Raw genomic sequence first — 21,755 nt, forward strand, 5'->3', positions numbered from 1 at the left:
GAACATATCCTTAATTTGTTCCCATTGTTCATCACTTAGTTCATACCTTCTTTGAATCATGGTGGATGCTCCAATCGTTTTTCTCAAATTATACTACAAAATCATTTAGTTTTCAGACACGTCCTAGTAATTCAATTGGATTTTCTTCCTGGCTGGATATCGTAGGGGATAGACTTTTACCGGCTTTCCCCGGCTTCGGCGGACAGATTAAAGATGGAGTATTGCATGCTCGATACTTACCAAAAATTATAGCGGCAACTGCATTTGGTGAAATTAATGGTGTAGTGACAGAACGCATAGAAAACCTAGCAAAATTATTTAAAACAGCAAAGCTTCCCTTCGTTATTAAAAAGGATATGCAGGCGTATCTAATCACACATTCCGTATCAGACATCGCCATGTTGAGCTTTTTGCATTCTGAGAATAAGATCATTGACAAAAAAACAGCCAGAACCAGAAAGACGGCACGCAAAATAACAGTCACTTTAAAAGCGTATCTAAGGGCAATACAAAAAGCTGGCGTTTCAATTGATCCACCCATGCTTAAAATGGTGCTTACATTTCCAAACTTATTTTTGGATCTTTTCTTTATGACATGGCTACGAACTAAAATGGTTAGTGACATGATGTTGCCGGATTATGCGAATAATGCTAACAATGAGATTGTGCAGCTGAGGAATGATTTAATGAAATTTTTAAGTCAAAATGATATATCCTCAAATTAAAAAAAGAAAAAACCCTTATGCAGGGTTTTCTCAAGATGAAAAAAAATCAGAATGCTTATTCGCCGAATGCTACTTCCCCGGGCCATTGCAGCATCCCGCCGGCAACATTAACGACTTTATAGCCTTGTGCGTGGAGAAAATCGCATGCTTTGCCACTGCGTCCTCCACTGCGGCAAATCAGAACAATGTCCTGATCACCTTGCTTAAGCTCATTTAGACGCTCTTGCAGCTCCGAAAGCGGGATGCTCCGTGCTTCCTTAATATGTCCTTCTTGCCATTCGTCTGGTTCACGAACATCGATCAAATTTATGGATTTTCCTTCTTTCAGCTGGCTGTCTAGCTCAGCTGCCGTTATTTCCGTATACATATTACCCATCCCTTCAAGCATAAAAGATTAGTTGTCTACACAACAGCATTGTATCGCGAAGGACCTTTAATGTCCATAACCGCAAGCAGTATCACTGATCACAAGGAGCTTCCTGCATAATGCAACAACACTCCTCCACTCCAGAAGCCGCTACCGTTTGTTCTTGTTTTTGGCAGCGAGCAATCGATTAATTGTAACATTACTCTCTACCGTACTTTCCTGTACGGGAGCCTCTTTTACCGACCGGCTTCCTGCTCGCTCCTCAGGCTTCTTATCCGAAGAAACGCTATGGTTCTGAAATACTGCTGCTGATTGGCCGTTCTTAGCTAGGTCTTGTTTCAACCCTGTATGTGATAGAGTCTCAACATTGACGGACCGGTCATCTCCACTATAAAAACGAGTTGCTTCCGACTTGCGCACATTCAATCGGGTCAGGCTGCCGGTTGGAGCATTGGGCACCGCTAACTTTTGAGCACGGACTATTCTTTTGGAACGAAACGGCTGCACAGCTAGCTTATACACGCTTCCCCAAGGGATAGACAACCTTCGAATCGCGATATCGATAAGCCACAGCAGCAGCACTATCATCCATAACACCCTTGCAGGGTCATAGGCTTGTCGAGAGGAAAGTGGATCAAACTCAAAGGCCATCGCTGGGTTAGCTGCATCAAGTACCCTGCCACCGCTAATCTCCGCAACTTGCTTCATTACAGTCGGTCCGTTCACATTCGTTATTCGATACTCCGGCGAATATGGAATAACAAAACCTGCGGTTGTCCCGTTTTGAATGGCCGATGAGCCTGATGATTGACCGATCTGGGCCAAATATACGCCAGGTTCTGTGATGCTTAGCCGCGTCTCGTATTCATCCGGGGCCACCGGCATCAGCCGTTTTTGTTCATTATTGCCCGCTTGATCTTGAATTCCCACTGTTAGGCCACTGTTTGCCCCTTCTCCACCCGCTTCGGATCGAACGTGCAGTGTCGCTGCGCTGCCATCCATTTGAGTAGTGATCGAATAAGGAGTGCTCTCAAATTGCGGGAATGTCCATTTGACCCAGTCGACGAATACTTTGGGAAGATCGGACCACTGTACAAAGCTGCCGGACCATTTCCCTGTTAAATCGCTCGTCCACGCAACCGTTCTTCCCGAACCGTAGGCCCAGCGAGCGAGAAGCGGATCACTATCGGGCGTCCAAAGAGCGATTTCGGCCGTTTCTTTAGGCGTCGTCGCGATATAAGCGTTTATGGAAGGGATCCCATTTTGCCATAGTGAGGACCAATCTCCTGCTTGACCGATGCTTGGAGTAAAGGTTTGCTCAACGATATAGGTTCTTGACATCATAACCGTCTCACGGCTGAAGATAGCCGGAAGCGTGCTTTGATCCTTCGTAAAATAGTAGCGGCCCTTCGCATTGTCCGCAAGCCGCTTTAGCAGCTGCTGATCAGCTCCATCTCCAACCGCCACCGTAGATAAAGTCATGTTCTGCTCGTTCATCTGGTCCGTTATGAGCTGGTAATTGGCGTTCATTCCAGATTGGCCATCCGTAAGCAAAATCATATGTTTGCGCTGAGCATCCAGCTTTGCCAAACCCTCATAGCCCCTGCTTAGCGCCGAGAAGATTTCCGTGCCGCCTTCGGCTTGAATGCCTTGTATTTTGTCCAGAACGGCTTCACGGTCCGAAAGCTGCGTAGGCTCGACAACCCACCAAGGTGAGGAATCAAAAGCAACCACGCCAACCGTATCGATATCCCTGAGCAGTTCGACGGTTCTCATTGCCGCTTCCTTCGCTAGCTCAAGCTTTCCATCCATCATGCTGCCTGAACGGTCAATGACAAGAACAAGCCCAAGCGATGGAATTTGTTTTTTGCCCTGCAAATCCATATAGACGGGAAGGGCCCGCTCAATCGGCGTTTTGAAGTATCCGCCCAGACCGAAGCTTTCATCGCCTCCGAGCATAACAAGTCCAACGCCATAATCACTGACAGCTTTTGCGATCCAATCCATCGGTTTCTCCGCAATACGAGTGGCGGAAACATTATTCAAAATAATGCTGTCGTACGCTGCATATTCGGCTAGTTCTACGGATAATTGCTCAGGCAAAATCGTTTGATATCGGATCACGGATGCTTTCAGCGCTGCTTCAATATTGGCTGATGTCCCGCTGCTTCCTTCAACGATCAATACGGAAGGCGGACCACTTACCCTGCTAATGGCATGTGCCGTATTGTTCGCGGACTGCTCATCTCCTGACATGAACAGCTCGGCTCTAAACCGATGAAAACCTGGGGCAAGAGCAACGCTTTGCAAGACAAAGCGGTTGTCCCCCTTCTCCAGCTGAAGCTCCGAAATCGATAGCTCCGCCTGGTCATCATAGAGACGAAGCTGCGCCGTGCCTGCTGCAGTACTGCTGATAGCGAGCTCGAATGTAAACGTTTCTCCTTGCTTTAGTGCTGCTGGGACGATCAATTCCTCAATGGCCGCATCCGTTGCCACAGTAGATTCCAGTTGTACGACATCAACGGAAATACCCGAATTTGCGAGCATCCGCGCTTGCCTGCGTACATCGCCTGCATTTTCCGCCCCATCGGAGAGCAGGACGATCCGTCCTCCGCCATCCTTCTGCAGCATAGCCGCAGCCAGTTGCAAGCCCTGAGATAGATCAGTAAACTGCTGATTTACATCCGCATGGAAAACAAATCCGTCTTCAACGGTGAGAGGCTGCGGTGTCAACGTTTTCTCTACAGCTGCATTCAGTCCCGAGGATATGATGCCGCCACGGTCCTTTGATGCCTTCGACCTCCAAGCTTCCGAAATCCACTCGCCAGCCCCCGTATCAGCCCTCATGCTCGCAGATCGATCGGCAACGAATACGACATTCCGCTGTTCTTTGTCAATGTAAGGCTGAATCTCAGCGATCATTGCGATAATCAGCAATAGAATAAAGCCGCGTATGGCAATTGAAACGATTTTTCGCTTGCCGCGCAGTCGCACCGTCATTTTGGATGCCCATATCAAATAAAAAAACCAAGGCAGCAGAAGCAATAGCGCCCAAGGCAGGTTAGCTTGAAAACCCACGGCGGTACACCTCCCATTCCGCGGCCATCATGAGCAGCAATGCAATCGCTGCGTACAGCTGAAGAGACAGCTTTTGCCCTTGCTCCTGCTTAATAGCGGGACTTGAAGATCTCTCTGCTTCGCTATCGGATATTGCAGTTAATTCAAGTTTCGTCTCAGAAGCGGAATCAATGCTTTGCAGCTCCGAATGATCAGCGGTTACCGCAAGGAGGCGGCTGCTCACCACAGCGCCATCCTTATTGCTTTCAATAAGTCGAAACAGCCCAGGCACAGAAGGAGCCGTCTGCTGGGTGGACAAGTCCAAAGCCAGCTCCGTCTTCTTTCCATACCGCTGCTGCTCGGCAGGCAATCCGCCTCCAGCCAGCTCTACAGCCTCCCAGGCTGCGCTAACCGTTTCTGAATGTAGCGACAATTCAAGCGGTTTCTCCGCCACCGCTGCTCCAAGTTCAAGCTGCGATCCTACGCTCATCCACTGAGCAGCCTGAACGATGAGTACTGGAAATTCATGTCGAAGCGGCAAATCCGTTTCTTGGAGGTTAAAGGTGAAACGAAGCTTTGGTTTTCCTTGGTCCGTCCCTGCATAAACTGCCGGGATACCACCATAGCTTAATACGGCATCTCCCCATGCGAGATCTGCCGAATTGGGTAAGGCTAATCTTCCGATGTGCGTATCTGCAAAAGTAAGATATGACGTAACCGGATGCTCCTTTGTTTCCACTCGCGTGTTTGCCGGAATGACGGAATTCTTATCCGTTTGGTCGGGATGGTCGATAAGCCAAAGCGGCTTGTCCGATAACAGCTTAGACCACTCTGGATCACCGCTTAACCGCTCGCTGGAACCATCTAACACGATCCAATCCACCTTGGCTGCTTGCTCGCCTACAGGAGCTGCGCTGCTAGGACTAACTTTTACAGGTTCAACTCCAGCCAGTTGCAGCGCCTTTTCCAGAAACAAATTTCCATCGGTGATGAGCAGCGCTTGCCGGTTGCGAGGAGCTGAGGGGAACTGATAAGCGTCGTTATCACTCTGTACCGCGTCATTAAGCTGTTGAATATGCGCTTTATAATAAAGCGCTGGCGGGAGAGATGCTATTTCGACGCTTTGCCACTCTCCTGCTGGAATGGCTATGCTGGGTGCTGCAGCAAGGATAGACTCCTTCTCTGAAGACTCAGCATATACTTCAAGCTTGACCGTCTGGTCTTGCCTGCTGTCGTTGCGTACCGTTATGACCCCGTTGCTTGTCCCCGTTTCCCCTTTATCCGCTTTGACGCCAAAGTATAAGATCGACAAATTGCCCAGCGGCTGCTTTTCGTCCACCATAACCAGGTCAACGGGGGCTTTCAATCTCAGCTTATTCGCTTCTTCAGCATCAGACCAGTAACCATCTGTAAAAATAACGGTTTCTCCCGACGGATCCTCCTGCAAAAGCGAATCTGCCAGCGAGAGCGCTCCCGCATTATCGGATTTTCCGTAAAACGGAAGAATCGACTCTAGGCGCTCCTTGATCTGCTCCTTGTTCGTGAGTCTACTGGCTATTACTTCAGGCTGAGCTCCTGTCGCAACTAAGGTAATAGGCCGGCCAGCCGCTTGCCGATCTAACCACTGGCTTGCTTTTTGAATGGCTAGTTCAAGGCGAGTAGCTGCTAAAAAATCAGTATCCTGGTAGCCTGGCTTGGCCGCCATGCTCGCCGAACGGTCAACCAGCAATACGACATGTGCCGTAGGCTGTGCAGCCCTCAACCATACAGGCTCCATTAGAGCAAATACGATAAGCAACGCCACAATCAGTTGTAAAATCAGAAGCCACCGGCTGCGCAGCTTTTGCCAAGGCCGATTCGCTTCTTGCTCCTGCAGAACCTTTCGCCATAATAAATGGCTTGAAATTTCTTTATTTTCATAGGTTCTCTTCAAAATGTACATGGCCGCGATTACAGGCAACGAAGCTGCGAACCAGGCAGACGCGGCTGACAAAAACTGCATCCATTCCCCTCCTTTTCTTTGATTTTTGCAGTTAATTAGTGAACTTCGTTATTTCTCGAGTTATTTGTTCAACACATTCGCGGAGAGAAAGGTCGTCCTGATCGTTTCCTCGAGCGGAGTATCCGTATTAACAAATAGGTACGCAGCGCCAAGCTCAGCGCAAATGCGCTTTAACTCGTGTTGAAAGCTTGCTACTGCTTCACTATACTCCTTCAATAGCTTATGGCCGATGGCTACTTCCTTGCCCGTTCCACGCTCGCTGTCAATCAGGTTAAGCTCACCGCTCAAATTGGGCACAATCTCATCTTGAGATAAAAGATGAACAAGAACGACATGCTGCCTAGCTGCAATGAACGTTACCAGTGCTTCATGAATGCCCTGCTCGAACATGGCATCGGTAAAAATCCAAGTCGTGCCTGCCCGGCGCGGAAGTGCTGCTGTAGCTTTAAATGGTGACGCCATATCCGTCGTAACCGGAATCGATTCATTTGTTGGGGGCGCCTCTTTGGTTTGCTGCATCGTTTCAGCCACAAATTGAAACAGCTTGGCAGAAGCCGCACGGCCATGAAGCGGGGGGAGTTCTCCTATGATGCGATCCCGGAACAATTGCATGGAGACACGGTCATCGCCGCTAAGCCCGATATAACCAAGGCATGCCGCTAATCGCAAAGCATAATAAGCTTTGTTTCCTTCCTCATCGCCAAAAGCCATGGATCGTGACACATCCACATATAAATGCACATGCAGCTCCTGCTCGTCCCAATATTGGCGCATAAAAGCTTTGCCGGTCCGTCCATAAACATTCCAATCGATTCGCCGAATATCGTCACCTGGAGAATAAGGGCGATAATCCGCAAATTCCTGAGACCCGCCGAGTGAGCTGGAGCGCCGCTTGCCCGCCAATGTTCCCTTGATTCGCACGCCCGCGTTAATTCTCAATCGTTCCAACTCAGCAAGCAGCGAAGAATTTGGAAAGACAAGCTGCAGCGCTTGCTGGGGGGTTAGCGCGCTACCAGTGAGGCTCTCAGGTTTTCCTTGTCCTGATGGGACCGTCATCGTTCAGCCTCAATGGAATGAAGAATGGCTTCCGTCATTCGATCGCTCGTTATACCCATGGCCTGTGCTTCGTAGCTAAGTACGATGCGGTGCCGCAGCACAGGGAGCGCAGTTTGCCGAATGTCATTCCATGAAATGTGAAGCCTCCCTGCCATTAGCGCCCTGACCTTGCTAACCGATATGATCGCTTGCAAAGCGCGCGGTCCTGCTCCGAAACGGACATATTTCCGAATGTCATCAGGCGCATCCTGCTCGTGCGGATGCGACATCATCACCACTTTAACCGCTAGATCCAGCATATCCTCGCTTACCAAAATTTGCTTCGCCGCCAATTGAAGATCCGTCAGCTCGGCTGCGCTCATTACGACAGATGCCTGCGGCTGAGAGGTTGATGTCGTACGCAGTACGATCTCCTTCAGCTCCTCGCGGCTAGGGTAATCGACGCCGATCTTCAGCAGAAAACGGTCCAACTGGGCCTCAGGCAGCGGATAAGTGCCCTCCTGCTCGATCGGATTTTGCGTAGCTAGCACGAAGAATGGCTTCGGCAAGCGATGGGTGTCTCCGCCTGCCGTTACCGTCCCTTCCTGCATGGCCTCGAGAAGCGCGCTTTGCGTCTTCGGCGTTGCCCGGTTAATCTCATCGGCAAGAACAAGGTTGCCAAAGATCGGTCCTGGCTGAAAACGGTGGGCTGCACTTCCTTGCGAGCCAAAGTCTATCAAGGTAGTCCCCGTAATATCTGAAGGCATGAGGTCGGGTGTAAATTGAATTCTTGAGAATTGCAGCGCAACACTGTCCGCAACTGTTCGGATAAGCATGGTTTTGCCTAGGCCAGGTATTCCTTCAAGCAGGGCATGTCCGCCTGCCAGCAGACACCATAGAAGCTGCTCAACTACCGCTTGCTGACCCACGATGACACGGCCAATCTCTTCCCTGAGCAAGGCGATGCGCGCGGCAGCCTCTTCCAATTGCGCTTTTGTTTCAATCATTTGGCATCATCTCCATCAACGATTCGGTTGGATTTGTTCAAAATATTGTTTGACCTTCTCCTGCATACTGTCCGGCAGCTGAGACCGCCCTAATGACTTCTTCGCTTCGGCCTGATATTCGTTGTACACTTCCTCGTAGGGACGCGTCATGCCATCAATCATCGGCGATTGACCGCCGGTCTCCGTCTGCCCTCCGGAGGCTGGGCCGCCATCCTGCTGCACGTTTCCCGAGCCCGCATGGCCGCGAGGTGTCGTAATCAGGTTTCTTCCGCCCGAGCCGAGACCGGCACCTGCTCCGCCACCTGAACCTGAACCACTTCCGCTTCCAGAGCCAGATCCCGAGCCAGTGCCAGAGCCGGTACCAGAGCCATTTCCTGAACCAGAGCCAGTTCCAGTTCCAGTTCCAGAGCTAGGTCCAGAACCAGAGCCTGAACCAGACCCGGAGCCAGCGCTTGAACCGCTTGGGCTGGATGAAGAGCCTGAGCTTGGGCCGGACGCTTGGCCCCCGGGGCCAGATGAAGAACCAGGCGTGCCGCCCGTACCTACAGCGCTCTGCCAGCCCGGCGGCACCGCGCCCCCCTGCGCAGCCAGCTGCTGTGCGAGCTGCTGGCCGCTCTGCTCTAGCTGGCCCGCCATGCTCCGGGCCAGCTGTTCCAGCTCGCCCTGCGACAATTCGCGGGCGAGCGCATCCTCCAGCGCGGCGAGACCATCGCCGTCGCTGCCATTTGCCGGGGCGGCTTCGCCCTCCGCCCCGTCCTCTCCTGCGGCGCGCACCTGCTGCGCCGCCTGTTCAAGCGCCGCCGCTAGCTCTGCGGCGGCCTCTTCCTGCGGCTGCTCTGCCGCCAGCCGCTCCAATGCTTCCGCCAGCGCTTCACGCTGCTCTGGCGACAATCGCTGCAGCTGCGATCGCATATCGCTGATCGCCTGCTTCATGCCTGCGGCGTCTCGGTCCTGCAAAGCTTGACCGAGCTGCCGCAAGCTTGGCTCTTTGCTCATCGCATTCGCCGCAGTCTCCATCCGCTGCGCGGCTTGCTTCGCCGCCTCCGCGGCCTGCTCCAGCTCGCGGATCGCAGCCTCCAGCTGCTCCAGCGCTTCAACACCGCTGCCGCTCAGCGCGTCAAGCTTGCTTCGCAGCTCCTCCAGCGGCTGAAGCAGCTCTTGCTTCGCTTCCTTCGGCAGCTCCGCTGCTTCTGCAAGCTCGGCGAGCTTCTCCGCCTCCTGCTCCAGCGCCGCCACCCGATCCTTCGCTTGGGCGAGTGCTTCCGCCCGCTCATCGAGCGGATTAGGCAAGGCGAGCAGCGCAGCCATCACCAACCCTACTGCCGCTGCGCCATATACTAGTGGCCGCCAGCTTCGCCATGAAGGCCAGGGCAAGCTAGTACGCAGGCTGCTTACATAACGCTCAGCAGCTGCAATCGCGTCTTCCCGCTGCAGCCTGACGATCGGCTTTATTTCTTTGTCTTCCTGCTTCAAGCCGTCAAGCGCGGTGGCGATCGCGTCTTCCGTTTCCTTCCGGTCCATCGTCCTCGCCGCATCCTTTAAGGTGGCGCGTTTCCATAGGCCGAAGCAGATGCCTATGACAACGCCAGCTCCGACCAACGCAATCCCCCACGAACGAGCTTGCAATATCGGAACCAATCTACTGCTCCCTAACAGAACTAGTGCTGCCGAGCTGCCGCCTAGCAAGCCTATTAGCGCAAACCGGCTAACCGTAAACATCGTCAATCTTATTCGCACAGGGCCAAGCAGCTCAACCAACGACTTCATATGCATAACCGCCCCTTCCAAGCCTTAACGGCAGCTACCGTCTTAGACGTTAAAGCTCGTTTCGCTCTGAAATATACCCATTCCGTTCAATGGAAAAAGAATAAACGCCCACATAATCATCATAATCCGATTAGAGTTTCAAACGCGGACGCAAGCTGCGAATGCCTACCCATAAAGCAATAACCGATAGAACCGTATAAATAATCATAAATTCCTGCCATAACGCCATAGGTGCATGCTTGGTTGAAGGAGAACCCATGTTCACCGTAAAGGCCTGCTCCGAAATGGAAGGGTCCAAAATGCTGTACAATGCAGCCACAGGATTCCAAGCAATAAAATGCCCTACCCAGCTATAAGTGGCCGTATTTGAATATGGGTTTTGTTCGACCATGCTGACTACAACAAAAAACAGCAGCGCTGTTCCGCCAAAAATAAACAAAGTAACGCCGTAGGTTACGATGACGGAAATCATGGTCCGCTTAAACAAGGAAGAAAATAAAATGCCGAAGGAACCCAGCACGAACATAATAAACAGATAAAACAGAAAAACAAGGATAAGCTGACTTGGCGAAATGCCGCCATACAAAAACATCATGCTGTACACCGGAATCGTACTCACCACGATTAGCACCATAAAGCTTAAGGAGGATACAAGCTTGCTGAGCACGATCGTTGCCGAGCTTTGCTGCGTGGTCAGCAATAAATTCAGCGTCTGCTTCTCCCTTTCCCCACTAATGACGCCGGCGGTTAATCCAGGCGCCATGAAGGCAATTAATCCAAGCTGTGCCATACTCAGAAAATAAAACAGCACCTTGCTCTCTTCCGGATTAAAGGATTGTCCCCCGCCGGAATTGATTTCCGTTAAATAAATCGCGCTAAGCGCCATTAAACCAATAGCGAACAAATAAAAGAACAGTGTCCACATCGCGCGCGGCGTTCGCATTCTTAATTTAAATTCTTTGTTAAGCACTGGGTTTATGAGCTTATTCCTCCAACTGATATCCTGTTTTCTCACGGCTGCTTGCTCTTTCATTCGATTCCTTCGCCTCCTTTCGTAATTTCTAGGAATACATCCTCCAGATTCGTTTGCGCTTCGCTGAATGAAATCAACTGAAAGCCTGCCGAGACCATTTCATGCAACAGCTCCGATTGCTCCGCATCCTGACCGCCAAAGTGAATCTGAATGCCGCGCTCATCGCGCAAAATCCGGTTAACGTAGGGTCGGTCGCGCAAAAATGCCTCCGCTTCTTCTTCCCGATCTCGCAATCTCACATGCAAGAAGCGCTTCACTCGCAATTTGTTTTGAATATCCGCCACGTTTCCGATCGCAATCATCTCGCCATGCTCGATTACGCCAATCTCATCAACCATCTCAGCTAGCTCTGGCAAAATGTGAGAAGAAATAATAATGGTTTTGCCCATCGCCTTAAGTTCCCGAAGAATTTCGCGCATTTCGATACGAGCGCGCGGGTCAAGCCCCGAAGCCGGTTCATCCAAAATAAGCAGCTCAGGGTCATGCACAAGGCAGCGGGCCAGACAGAGCCGCTGCTTCATTCCACGGGAGAGCGTATCCACGTAGGCGTCCTTTTTATCACTCAAATTGACAAGCTCCAGCAGCTGTGGAATCAATTCCTCGCGCTCAGCTTTTGGTATGCCATAGCTAGCTCCGTAGAAATGCAAATACTCTACCGTTTTGAATTGGTCGTACACCCCGAAGAAATCTGGCATATAACCGATTCTTTTCCTCACCTCTTGCGGGTGCAGCGTTACATCAAACCCATCAACCTTTGCATATCCGGAGGTTGGCATCATTAACGTCGCCAAAATGGACATCGTTGTCGATTTTCCCGCTCCGTTCGGACCGACAAAACCAAACACCGTACCTTTGGGAATCGTCAGGTCAATCGATTTCAGCGCTTGGAAACTCCCGAATACTTTTCGCAACTGCTTGATTTCGATCATGGGCACTTCACGATCTGCCGCTTCCTTCAACTCATCGCTTGTATTTTGCAGCAAGTCAACGTTTATAATTTCGATCTCACTGTTTTTGCTCACCGGCTTTTCACCTCTCCTTCCAAAGCGATTAATGGCAAGCCAGTATCCGCGCTGCCTTTTATCGTATATTTCATTCGAAGCATTTGATGATTAATGATATATTCGTTCGGGTCTGCCGCAACGTCAACAGAATCCGTCCACGCACCCTCTGTCTCGTTCCATACCGACAGGAGCAGATTCGACCCTAGCGCACCGTTGTTCAGTATAATTTCAAGCTTGTCGTATAAAATTTCTTCATTATCGGCAAGCATATATTCAAATACGACTTCGCCTTCCCCAAAGGAATACATGCCGTCGCCATGATTATCCATGCGGTTTACATTATTCTCCGTGATGATAGGCGTAATATGTCCGGCCGGCACAATCGCCCGATCGCCATCCACAAAAGCTCCATTCAGCTTTTGAACCCACATTTTTAAATTATCAGACTTCACGCTGCTGCCATTTACCTTGTAATTTTGCTCATGATCTGTGCTGAAACCAATCACCAGAGAATCGGGTGCCGAAAATCCCCCATTTCTGCGATTGATAAAATTATCTAAGAGCTGCCGCTCACGTCTGAATTCATCCTTGCTTCGATAAGATGAGTTCGGAAAGAGCGATGATCCATAAGAATAATAGCCAGAGACATTCCAGTTATTTATTGATACGGTCGCCTTGCCGCTCTCGCCACGCTTCAAATCACCGATAAGCTGGGCTTGTCCATTGATTAGCAGCGAGACATGCGTAAGATCGCTCATCGTCTCGTTGGTAGCAGTCACTTCGATATCATTACTGTTCTTTTTGTATGATAGCTTAATTTGTCCCGCTTCCCCCATCACCCTTCTGTCGATCCAAAGTTTCCGGGTAGACCAATAAGGGACAGAGCGCCATTGCGCTTCTGTTTTTTCATCTATGGAAATCACTTGTGTTTTGCCGTCCAGCGCTAGATTTCCGTTTTGGAATTGGTTCGCATAAGGAATGATGCTGACGCTCTCATCAAACTGGGCTTTTACCGTTCCGCCTGTCGGAATAAACACAGCGGTTGCTCCTGACCGAATGGCATCTCCCTGACCGACAAGCTCAACGATTTCAACGGTATGCGCGGACATATTCCGTTTGTCCTCTGCGCCGAAGAAAAATAGAACGAATCCGGTAACGACGGATAACAGAGGTATTAGCCACCATGACCATTCTCTGCGGTCTGCTTTGGCCAACAAAATATAAAGAATAGGCGCAACAACAATCATGTAACCAATAAACATGAACATCAGCAGCATGAAATTGGGAGGTTTAATGGAAGGAAATTCATTAATAATGGAATCCATGCTCCAATACATATCATTGGTAGCTTGCATTGATGTTACGGCTTGAATCGGAGACAGTGAATTCTGCAATAGCTTTGCCCATAACATCGCACTCCCTGACCACGTAGAAAACGGAGCTAACGATGGGTCGAACGCCACAGACAACACGCTCCCTGATCCCAGCTTGCGAGAAATGGTCAAGGCTTGTCCACCTTCCGATAGCTCTACGATCCCATCTGTAATTTTCCCTGTCGCTATAGCCACTGGGGCATCCAATTTAAGCTCCGTTCCGCCGTAGCCTTTCAGCGAATCTGCACTCGTCAAGGACGACATACCGGTCGCCTCAATCGGTGCAATCTCTTTAAAGGCTTCTGCGGTTTTGTCGTAACCGGCTCCACCTGAGAGGATTAGCGTACCTCCGAGCTTCACCCAATTTTTTACCGCTATTATTTTGCGCTCACTCCAATCAGCGGTCGCAACATCATTAATGACGAGTACTCTAAGCGTATTAAGCAAAATGGGATCATCCGGCAAATCCTTCTCCGAAACCGGAATAACCGTAATGTCGTAGCCTCGTTGATTCAACGAAGGCATGAAGTTCAACGTATCCGGATCGCGGGAAATCACGCCAATTGTATAACTGCTCGTTGCCCGAACATCTATGTAACTGGTTCCGATAATCGGAATAATTTTTCCTGATTTGAATGAGTCCTTGTAAAAATGAATACTGCTGTTGTCTTTGTTAAGCACATCTCCCGGGATAGACGCCGTGAGCTGAATAGCCGTCCCCCTTGGCAGTTCTGCAGGAATGACGGTATCGACAGTCATTCCGTTTCTTGAGGATTGGTTAGTGATGACTAGCTCACCCTTCAAATCCTGAGCCGTATTGTTCGTCAGGGTCAGCCTGACGGGATACCACTCATTTTGTTTAACATAGCCCTGAAAACCTGAGCTAAGTTCTAGAGAGATACCGCTGCCTTGCTCCGCTGCTTTCACATTGCCAGATAAAACCGGGCAAACCGCCAGCACGAAGCAGAGTACCGCAAATCCAATCGATTGAAATCCTTTTCTAAAAAATCGTTTCACCTTGCAACCCCTCTCTTTTTCGATACACTATTGGGTGTCCATCCTTATTTTAACGTTTTTTACAATGGAAAGGTTGCTTATTTTTCCAATTATGTTTGTCGAAAGATATCTTATCTTGATCATAAACACACAAAAAAAGCGACAACCTGTCGTTTACCTAGTTCTAGTTAGGCAAACAACGATTGTCGCTTTTATCCCTTTCAAATTCATTAGAACCTTACAGCAGTTCCACTTACAGCAACCATAAGCATTCCTTCACGGACGACTTCATAATCAATGTCAATCGCGACAATGGCGTTGGCACCAAGCTTTCCGGCTTGGTTTTTCATCTCTCCGATTGCCACATCCCGTGCTTCCTTAAGCTTGCTTTCATAGGCGCCGGAGCGTCCACCCACAATATCCGTAATCGAGGCAAAAAAATCGCGAACCACATTCGCTCCCATAATAGCTTCCCCCGTTACGATTCCTATATAATCCTGGATCGGTCTTCCTTCAATCGTTGGCGTTGTCGTAATCAGCATCGTCAGGCTCCTCTCGCTTCTGCTTGAAGCGTATAATATCGTTTTGCCTTGTATTACGGTGCACCTTAAACGATTGTTTCAATTATTTAATTAAGCTCATTAATTTTTATTTTAATAGCCTTATCAGAGCCGGTTTGAATCGTAATACTTACCCTAACTCCGAATTCTTTCGCATCGGTGCGGAGCCACAGCATAAAATGCTCTTCTGCCTGGCCTCCAGCCAATGGTTTTCTTCCCTCGTATTTATAATCCGTGATTGAGGCACCATGATAAGCCTTAGACGTTTCCTCAACCGCCAGTTTTCCCCACTTGGCATACGACGGTTCGGCATACAGTGCCGTCTCTTCCGTTGACATGACTTCCGAGTGGGCTAAGCTTAACAATACAAACACGGCCTTCATTACGATATGGCGCAGCATATTGCAGACAACCTTTCTGGACGATTATTATCCTATCTAGCCTCACCTTCTTGGTTTCGTCCTATGCATCCTGCCCCTTCAGTCAAAAGCCCATTTTATAGGGATAAGTGCCCTTTTTTCATTTGAAGCATATTTTAAATTATGATCTGAAGGAGGCCCACCATGATACAAAATCAGCCTTACATGCAAATGCAACCGAATGCGGCTATGCCGGAGAACAACATGTCCATACAACCAAACCAAAGTTTGCCTAATAAGCCTATTCAGGCTGAAACAGCAGCAGCGCCAAGTGTCCAATGCCACTGCTGGGTAGATTTCGGGGCAATGCACGATTACGGTGACATGCACGACTATGGCATGCACGAAATGCACGATTATGGCATGCACCCGATGTACGATTATCATGGTATGCATCACACGCACGCTATGCATAACTACTATGCCATGCATCAAATGCAGGCTATGCACGACTTTCATGCAATGCACCATATGCATGCCATGTATGGTATGCATCCCATGCACGAAATGATGGATTTCCATCCAGCTATGCATGGTGACTGGAACTCCCCTATGGATGAAGATCATCATTCATTCGAAGGATGGGATAATGCTTCACTCGGCGACCAGCATCATTGGCACCACTCATGGCATCATCCTCAGCAAATCTGCTTCCCAGTCGTGTGTGCTCCCCAAGGCAAGCCAGAACTGAAGTAGATTCATCATTTTAAAGAGCTTATCTAATGCTAGTCCATTCCTAAGAGCCTTGATCTCCGCTAAGTGACGGAGGTCAAGGCTCTTCTTTACTCGATTGCATCGATTTGATGTCACACGCCTAATCGACTAGCGGGACAAGCTGCCTTCAAGCCGCGGGCGAATGCGGCAATGGCCAATTGGAATTTGGATCAAGCTTGTTTGATTTCGCGGAATCATGTCGTAGATCGCGTTGCTTCCATTGGCATCAAAGCCAAGCAGTGGACGTCCTGCCATTCTTATGTCGGAAGCAGCGAGCAGCAGGCGCTGAACAAGCATACCCGCTTCCATCTGCTGAATCCGATACCCCCGGTAACCAAGCTGCGAGCGAAAATAATCGATGTCGCCTGCAATATGAAAGCAGAGCGGCACCTGATACATATTCACATTGGCAAGCGACAGCCCTTCTTGCAATTGCTGCCTGTGATCACCAGGACGAATTAGCCGCAGCTCGTTCGCTGCATCGTTATAGAGATACGCTCCATCACTCAGCCCTTCAACGCCGTAGAAACATCCATACAACGAAATACGGGCCGCTGGGTTTTGATGCACTTCATCCAAGTCGTTGAAATGTCTAGTTTCATCGAAAGTCTTCTGAAGAAGGGCGGCTAGGTTGATAAGGCTTACTGGCCGCAATACAAAATCATTTTCCGGTGAATATCGGTTCCGGCATGCAGAATCAAAATCAATTGCTCGGCTCTCCAAAACTGGCAGAGCAATATCCTCACCCAAACCTTTTAAGGCAGTCTCCGCCTGTATGGTTCGGAACAACCTAGAGCTTTCCATAATGGAAGCCCGGTTCGCTTCTAGGAGCATAGGATAAGGCAGCACCCGCTGGGAACGCATGTAGTGCTCATGCTCGGCAGGTGCCAGCATTGTAACTAGTTCCGATGAAGTCTTATGCCCTTTTTCTATATTGGTCTGTTTAAACCAGTTGTCCTTTTGCTCTACATTCGCATGAAGTGGGATGACTGCATACACACTTTCCTTGCTATCAGTCAACCCGAGCAAATGGTTAACGGCTTGATCCAGAAATTGAAAATAAACGCCTGTCTCTGCATCTAATGCTTTAGCTGCCACTGTCATCTGTCCAATAAGCAGTCCGGCGTCCAGCCCCTGTAGGCGGTATGAAAAGTTAAAATATTTAAAGTAATTTTTCCAAAACACGGTCGATACGAATACGACGCCAAAGCAGTCTTTTATCGCGCAGCGACGCCCAAGCGACTCGCTTATATAATTATCATAGTCGCCTTCTCGAAGCAAAATCAAGCGATGGTGCGCAGCGTCGTAATGATAAACTCCAAGCGGCAGCCCCTCCATTTTTAGATAAAGGTAAAGCTCGCTTGGATACAATCCCCCGCCCGAAGGAACGAAGCGTCTGCAGTGCAGCAGTGGGCTTCCCCACTCTTCACCCTCTCTAGCGTCATCGACGGACTGGCTCAGCTGAGTCAGCCCAAAAGTATACCAGAGGAAATGACTAATATCGTGAAGAGAAATCGCTGCCCGTTCACCTGTGCCAAGCGCAAACGGAATGTCAGCTGAGAGTGGGTATATCGGTCGCCTCCGATAGAGCTTATACGTTAACGGAGCATCCTCCCAATCGGTCTCTCGCTCTCCCAGCCTTGTTTTGTCCGGGTCAAATTGCAGTTGATGCAAAAAAACCTTCAGACTCATTCATTTCCCTCCTAAAGGCTGTGCTCACCGGTTATGGAAACGGATGAGGGTGCAGATTTAGCTGTTCAGTTGTCAGGGGTTCCTTTGCGTGCCCAAGCAGGACAGGGACGTTTAGAACACGGTCGAGCCCCGTCAAACGGACCAAATGCTGGCCGAAAGTCATAGGAAGCATTCCCGGAATTAATACTTTAACGCAATGAAGACCGTTCCGCATCGTTTCCGGTGTGGTCTGGTTTATGACAATGACATCCATGTAAAGCTGTTTGAACGCTTGTAGAATCGCTGTCAAATCTTCCGTTAAATCCGCATTCCACTCCCTTGTTTTAAACTCCTCTGCGAACGTTCGCGCTGGTTGTTTATTCTCAAGCAAGAAATGCAGGCGTTCCTCCGCTTGCTTCAGCCCGTACAGCATCGAATGATCATCCATTTGTTTGACCAAATTGGGGTCCTTTAACATCTGCTCGTAATGTTCACGTTTTTCTTCGAGTTTCTCGTTCAAGGATAACAGCATGCCTGCAAGCTCATGGATTGCTCCTTTTGCCGCATGTACCGGGTCGGGATGAGCGCCTCCAGCGCATATAAGGTTCACGCCTTTGTCCGTTTTATTTTTGGCGATCGCCCAAATACTCGGAATGCCATTTTCCATCGTGGCATTAAACAAATGTACATCGTAGTTGGCAACCTCTCTTAACCGATCAACCATTAGCTTTAATTCCAGGTTCCCCGACGAATAGGGATCAATCGGAACAAGCGGCAGCTTAGCATACCAGGTTAACAAAAAGGCATCGCGTTCCACGACTTCCATGATGCCGTAAAAGACCGCCTCCTCTAGACTGCCGCCCAAAGCGCAGCCATTCGAGGTTTCATATACAAATCCATGACCGCATCCCGAGCTGTAATAAGCAAGCAGCTCCGGCACGAGCAGCGGTCGCTCTTGCAAAAAGGAGTACCCCCATACCCAGTCGATGGACTGGCTTGGATCAAAGGGCTGAAACGGAAAGTCGGACCGCTCATACATCGCCTTATCGTGAACACCGACCAGCCTAGGATCGAGCGCTTGCTCCTTTAGCCTGTTGAAGCTATCGCGTACAGCCGTCTTTTTTCCGCGCGGAGACATACCGCAATATCGCTCCAAACCTTCCAGGATTGCAGTCATTTCACTATCTGCATAGGAGTGCGTTCGTCCTGCACAACCCTCATCGCTTGAGAATAAAGGCAAATTAATGCTGGCATCCGCAAACGGCGACGCGAGATCGATCATCTTGCCGTTCAAAAAACCAATTCTCGTGTTCATATAATCATTGGAAAGCAAGCCTTTCAACTCCGATTTTGATCGGCACCGATAGCTGCTTTCGCTTATTTTCAAGCTTGGCTGCAGCAAGATTCGTGCTCCTTCCGCCGAATCCTCCGGAAGGCTTCCGCAAACGGGGCATAGCGGATCAGGCAAAAAGAAATGCGATGAACTGTTCAGTGATTGCAGATGAACGATCATGACATGATTCTGCAAACGCGCAGGAGAACCGGTCAATACCCTGCGTGCTTCCATGGCAATCATTTTGGCCATATGCGAGAGACCCGTGCGCGAAGCCCACAGATCAGGAAAACTTCCTCCATACAGCAGCTGTTGAAGTTCCCACATCTCCTTTCGGTCGTTTCCCGCCATTAAACGCCGGTAATCCGCGCACTGGGAGCATCCCTCCGCATTCGGAACAACCAGCGGACCGATCATCCCCTCTCCAAAAGTAACGAAACCACGGAGCCAGGGAATCCCGGATTTTTGGAACGCGTCCTCTGCCTGCATATGTTCGGAAGGATCATAACCGTCATTTAACACCAGAGCAAGGCTAACATCTGTCGACACTTCCGGGCTAAAGTCACTTTGCCAAGCCAAATGATAATCCCCTAACAGCTCAGCGCATACAAGCTCAGCAAGCAGTCCTTCTCCTACAATCGCTACAGTAGCGCTCACAGGTCTTCCTCCTCTCGAAGCGATACGCCGAACACCCCTGCCAATTCCTCCTTCATAAAGGCTTCAACGGCCAAATCGTATGTTATTATTTTTTTGTTCATCCGTTTTAATTGTTTTAGAGCTGATAATAAGCTTTCTCGATACGTTTGTGTATCATCCTTCGTAATGGAGAAGCTGCTTACTTCTTCTTTTTTTGTGTGAACTGTGGTTAGGCATAGACTGTTCCTGACACTTGAATTTTCTTTATTTTGAATGTCTAGCAATGCTTGCTGCAGCGCCCTTCGCAGAGCCTTTGTTTGATTAAAATCAACAGCCCCGTACCATTTGCCTTTTATGCCTACCCATGCTGTTGGGAAACCCATCACATCATCGCTGAAGCCACACTCCGGATTTTCTTTCATAGTATTTAGCGAGGTTAAATAAAAACGAATATGTTCATCCCCCACAACATCCAGCGTTGCCAGCGATATAGTAAGCGGCTGCTCCTTGAGGCTTTGAATAAGCTCTTGATTCAAGCATTTTTGCAAGGCGCGGCTTACCCCCTCTGCAGCCGAACGTCCCGCTCCGATACCGATGAATACACGACTCCCTTGCATCAAAGCATCGCTGTCAGCTTTGCTCTTTGCATCAAAAAGTATCTCTTCCAATCTCGCTGCATATGACTCTACCCCTGCCAAACCAGCTTCTGTCCGCGCTTCTTCATGATTAAGACCGTTGTAGATCCTCTCTGGCAGCAGCTCACTAGGCCCAAGCGATAAGGGATCCGCAATCTGAACACGGCATTGCGATAATGGAAGCTGCAGCAAATCCCCTTCCTCCCAAAGGTGAAATATGCCGGTTTCAGATGAGGTCAACCGGCTAAAATAAGTGATCAGGCTCTTGCTATTAGCCGTACGCTCTTCAGCCTCACTCTCTACTATTGCCACCACATCATCGATCACAGCAGCCGCGGGAACACGATTCACTAACGGATGAGTTAAAAAAGGATGCCAGCTTCCTTCCAACGTTTCCAGGTTTAACAGATACAATTTGTTATTCAGCTCGGGCCGAATCACCTCCGCGGATATTTTTAGCCATTCAAATACAACAACATTCGCAAGCAATGCTTCCGCTGTAGAAGAAACCGAAGGGTCCGCCAAAGCATTGTTGATAGCGACTTGATGAACTCTGCGCCAAGCCGATTCCCAGCAGCCATCCGATTTCGGATGTACGAGCGGACCAGCTATGCCCGTTTGCCCTAAAACAACGGCTGGCAGCAATACCTTTTTTTCATCTCTGCAAGCTTGGTGAATTTCTATTAATTCTGTTTCCGAAGGCGCTGTAGCTACAAAAAAAACGGCGTCAAACGGCTGGATTGCCTCTTTCCAATCCACGCTCCCTTCCGAGGGCATGAGTATCTCGTCCACTCTAACTTGCTGATCTGAGAGGCGCGCACGCTCCGCTAATTCAAATATCCGTTCTCGGTCAGTGATCCCAGAACGGGTAATCAATAGCTGAATACGGGGCATACCGGCTTCCAATAACGCTTTTACCAGTGAAACAAAAAAAGAGCCTGATCCGACGGCCAGAACGTTTGATTCGCGAAATAGCTGGAAGCGATAACCGCCTGAGCCTTCAAAGCTGTCTAAAAATTCAATTTGTGAAGCATATTTCTTTTGCACGCTTTCATCCAACTGATGCGGCTGGTCCCCGCTGACATCTCTAACGTATCCATTCGCGAATAGAACCTCCGCAATTTCATATACCCTTTTTTGATAGGGCTCCGACAATCCGCTAGTCACTTCTTGCATAGAATGCTCGCCGTTAAATATAGGCATCAGCTTTTCTATCCATTGATTGATAGAGGCGCCTTCCATCCGAAATGAACCAATGTTGTTGCGAAAATAGACGCTGCCGTCCGATCCGGGCAGAAAAAAAGTATCCCCTCTTACTTTAAGACGCGTAGAAGGATTCAAAGTCCATTCCTCCTTATCGTAAATCGTCACCTAGACTGACGTTTTTCCTCTTTAAAAGGTATGTAGCGCCCTTTGTCCGT

The 21,755-nt window shown here is 49.4% G+C and carries 16 protein-coding genes; 2 read left to right on the plus strand and 14 right to left on the minus strand.

The genetic code is table 11. The annotated features are described in order from the left end of the window. Positions 1 to 65 precede the first annotated feature (65 nt). Complete coding sequence (locus tag E0496_RS05700; RefSeq protein ID WP_175598017.1) at positions 66 to 725, plus strand: hypothetical protein; 660 nt, start codon at positions 66 to 68, stop codon at positions 723 to 725. Positions 726 to 780: 55 nt separating this feature from the next. On the opposite strand, the gene E0496_RS05705 is transcribed toward E0496_RS05700, so the two are convergent. The 11 genes from E0496_RS05705 to E0496_RS05755 form a co-directional block, all read right to left on the minus strand. Then, positions 781 to 1,092 carry a rhodanese-like domain-containing protein gene (locus E0496_RS05705; RefSeq protein ID WP_141500683.1) on the minus strand — a complete coding sequence of 104 codons (312 nt, stop codon included), beginning with the start codon at positions 1,090 to 1,092 and terminating at the stop codon, positions 781 to 783. 150 nt (positions 1,093 to 1,242) lie between these two features. Further along, entirely contained in the window at positions 1,243 to 4,170 is a 2,928-nt protein-coding gene (locus tag E0496_RS05710) for a VWA domain-containing protein (RefSeq protein WP_141500684.1), read from the minus strand. Then, positions 4,154 to 6,151 carry a vWA domain-containing protein gene (locus E0496_RS05715; RefSeq protein WP_141500685.1) on the minus strand — a complete coding sequence of 666 codons (1,998 nt, stop codon included), beginning with the start codon at positions 6,149 to 6,151 and terminating at the stop codon, positions 4,154 to 4,156. Before E0496_RS05715 ends, E0496_RS05710 begins: the two co-directional genes overlap by 17 nt. 60 nt (positions 6,152 to 6,211) lie before the next feature. Further along, positions 6,212 to 7,207: a DUF58 domain-containing protein gene (locus E0496_RS05720; protein ID WP_141500686.1), complete on the minus strand. Its 996-nt coding sequence runs from the start codon at positions 7,205 to 7,207 to the stop codon at positions 6,212 to 6,214. Then, a complete protein-coding gene (locus E0496_RS05725; protein ID WP_141500687.1) occupies positions 7,204 to 8,193 on the minus strand; it encodes an AAA family ATPase in 990 nt (329 codons plus the stop codon). Before E0496_RS05725 ends, E0496_RS05720 begins: the two co-directional genes overlap by 4 nt. Before the next feature lie 15 nt (positions 8,194 to 8,208). After that, a complete protein-coding gene (locus tag E0496_RS05730) occupies positions 8,209 to 9,960 on the minus strand; it encodes a coiled-coil domain-containing protein (RefSeq protein WP_141500688.1) in 1,752 nt (583 codons plus the stop codon). 130 nt (positions 9,961 to 10,090) lie between these two features. After that, positions 10,091 to 10,993, minus strand: a complete 903-nt coding sequence (locus E0496_RS05735; RefSeq protein WP_141500689.1) for an ABC transporter permease — start codon at positions 10,991 to 10,993, stop codon at positions 10,091 to 10,093. Beyond that, on the minus strand, positions 10,990 to 11,922 hold the full coding sequence (locus E0496_RS05740; protein WP_141500819.1) for an ABC transporter ATP-binding protein: 933 nt from the start codon (positions 11,920 to 11,922) through the stop codon (positions 10,990 to 10,992). Before E0496_RS05740 ends, E0496_RS05735 begins: the two co-directional genes overlap by 4 nt. Before the next feature lie 89 nt (positions 11,923 to 12,011). After that, positions 12,012 to 14,387 carry a hypothetical protein gene (locus E0496_RS05745; protein WP_141500690.1) on the minus strand — a complete coding sequence of 792 codons (2,376 nt, stop codon included), beginning with the start codon at positions 14,385 to 14,387 and terminating at the stop codon, positions 12,012 to 12,014. A gap of 209 nt (positions 14,388 to 14,596) precedes the next feature. After that, a complete protein-coding gene (locus E0496_RS05750) occupies positions 14,597 to 14,908 on the minus strand; it encodes a YbjQ family protein (protein ID WP_141500691.1) in 312 nt (103 codons plus the stop codon). 86 nt (positions 14,909 to 14,994) lie between these two features. Next, entirely contained in the window at positions 14,995 to 15,327 is a 333-nt protein-coding gene (locus E0496_RS05755) for a DUF3889 domain-containing protein (RefSeq protein WP_141500692.1), read from the minus strand. 162 nt (positions 15,328 to 15,489) lie between these two features. Between E0496_RS05755 and E0496_RS05760 the strand changes: the two genes are divergently transcribed. Next, positions 15,490 to 16,041, plus strand: coding sequence for a hypothetical protein (locus E0496_RS05760; RefSeq protein ID WP_141500693.1), 552 nt, complete (start codon positions 15,490 to 15,492; stop codon positions 16,039 to 16,041). A 126-nt stretch (positions 16,042 to 16,167) separates the two neighbouring features. On the opposite strand, the gene E0496_RS05765 is transcribed toward E0496_RS05760, so the two are convergent. The 3 genes from E0496_RS05765 to E0496_RS05775 are packed head-to-tail and all read right to left on the minus strand — an operon-like array spanning position 16,168 to position 21,675. After that, a complete protein-coding gene (locus tag E0496_RS05765; RefSeq protein ID WP_141500694.1) occupies positions 16,168 to 17,751 on the minus strand; it encodes a SagB family peptide dehydrogenase in 1,584 nt (527 codons plus the stop codon). 31 nt (positions 17,752 to 17,782) lie between these two features. Then, positions 17,783 to 19,720, minus strand: coding sequence for a TOMM precursor leader peptide-binding protein (locus E0496_RS05770; protein ID WP_141500695.1), 1,938 nt, complete (start codon positions 19,718 to 19,720; stop codon positions 17,783 to 17,785). After that, a complete protein-coding gene (locus E0496_RS05775) occupies positions 19,717 to 21,675 on the minus strand; it encodes a putative thiazole-containing bacteriocin maturation protein (RefSeq protein WP_141500696.1) in 1,959 nt (652 codons plus the stop codon). Before E0496_RS05775 ends, E0496_RS05770 begins: the two co-directional genes overlap by 4 nt. Positions 21,676 to 21,755 lie beyond the last annotated feature (80 nt).

This window comes from Paenibacillus luteus (genome assembly GCF_006542765.1).
Taxonomy (GTDB): Bacteria; Bacillota; Bacilli; order Paenibacillales; family Paenibacillaceae; genus Pristimantibacillus; species Pristimantibacillus luteus.

Excerpts from the sequence above, each read along its gene's own strand:
- E0496_RS05700 (WP_175598017.1), top strand. The coding sequence starts at position 66 with ATGCTCCAATCGTTTTTCTCAAATTATACTACAAAATCATTTAGTTTT.
- E0496_RS05705 (WP_141500683.1), bottom strand. The coding sequence starts at position 1,092 with ATGTATACGGAAATAACGGCAGCTGAGCTAGACAGCCAGCTGAAAGAA.
- E0496_RS05715 (WP_141500685.1), bottom strand. The coding sequence starts at position 6,151 with ATGCAGTTTTTGTCAGCCGCGTCTGCCTGGTTCGCAGCTTCGTTGCCT.
- E0496_RS05720 (WP_141500686.1), bottom strand. The coding sequence starts at position 7,207 with ATGACGGTCCCATCAGGACAAGGAAAACCTGAGAGCCTCACTGGTAGC.
- E0496_RS05725 (WP_141500687.1), bottom strand. The coding sequence starts at position 8,193 with ATGATTGAAACAAAAGCGCAATTGGAAGAGGCTGCCGCGCGCATCGCC.
- E0496_RS05730 (WP_141500688.1), bottom strand. The coding sequence starts at position 9,960 with ATGAAGTCGTTGGTTGAGCTGCTTGGCCCTGTGCGAATAAGATTGACG.
- E0496_RS05735 (WP_141500689.1), bottom strand. The coding sequence starts at position 10,993 with ATGAAAGAGCAAGCAGCCGTGAGAAAACAGGATATCAGTTGGAGGAAT.
- E0496_RS05740 (WP_141500819.1), bottom strand. The coding sequence starts at position 11,922 with ATGATCGAAATCAAGCAGTTGCGAAAAGTATTCGGGAGTTTCCAAGCG.
- E0496_RS05750 (WP_141500691.1), bottom strand. The coding sequence starts at position 14,908 with ATGCTGATTACGACAACGCCAACGATTGAAGGAAGACCGATCCAGGAT.
- E0496_RS05755 (WP_141500692.1), bottom strand. The coding sequence starts at position 15,327 with ATGCTGCGCCATATCGTAATGAAGGCCGTGTTTGTATTGTTAAGCTTA.
- E0496_RS05760 (WP_141500693.1), top strand. The coding sequence starts at position 15,490 with ATGATACAAAATCAGCCTTACATGCAAATGCAACCGAATGCGGCTATG.
- E0496_RS05765 (WP_141500694.1), bottom strand. The coding sequence starts at position 17,751 with ATGAGTCTGAAGGTTTTTTTGCATCAACTGCAATTTGACCCGGACAAA.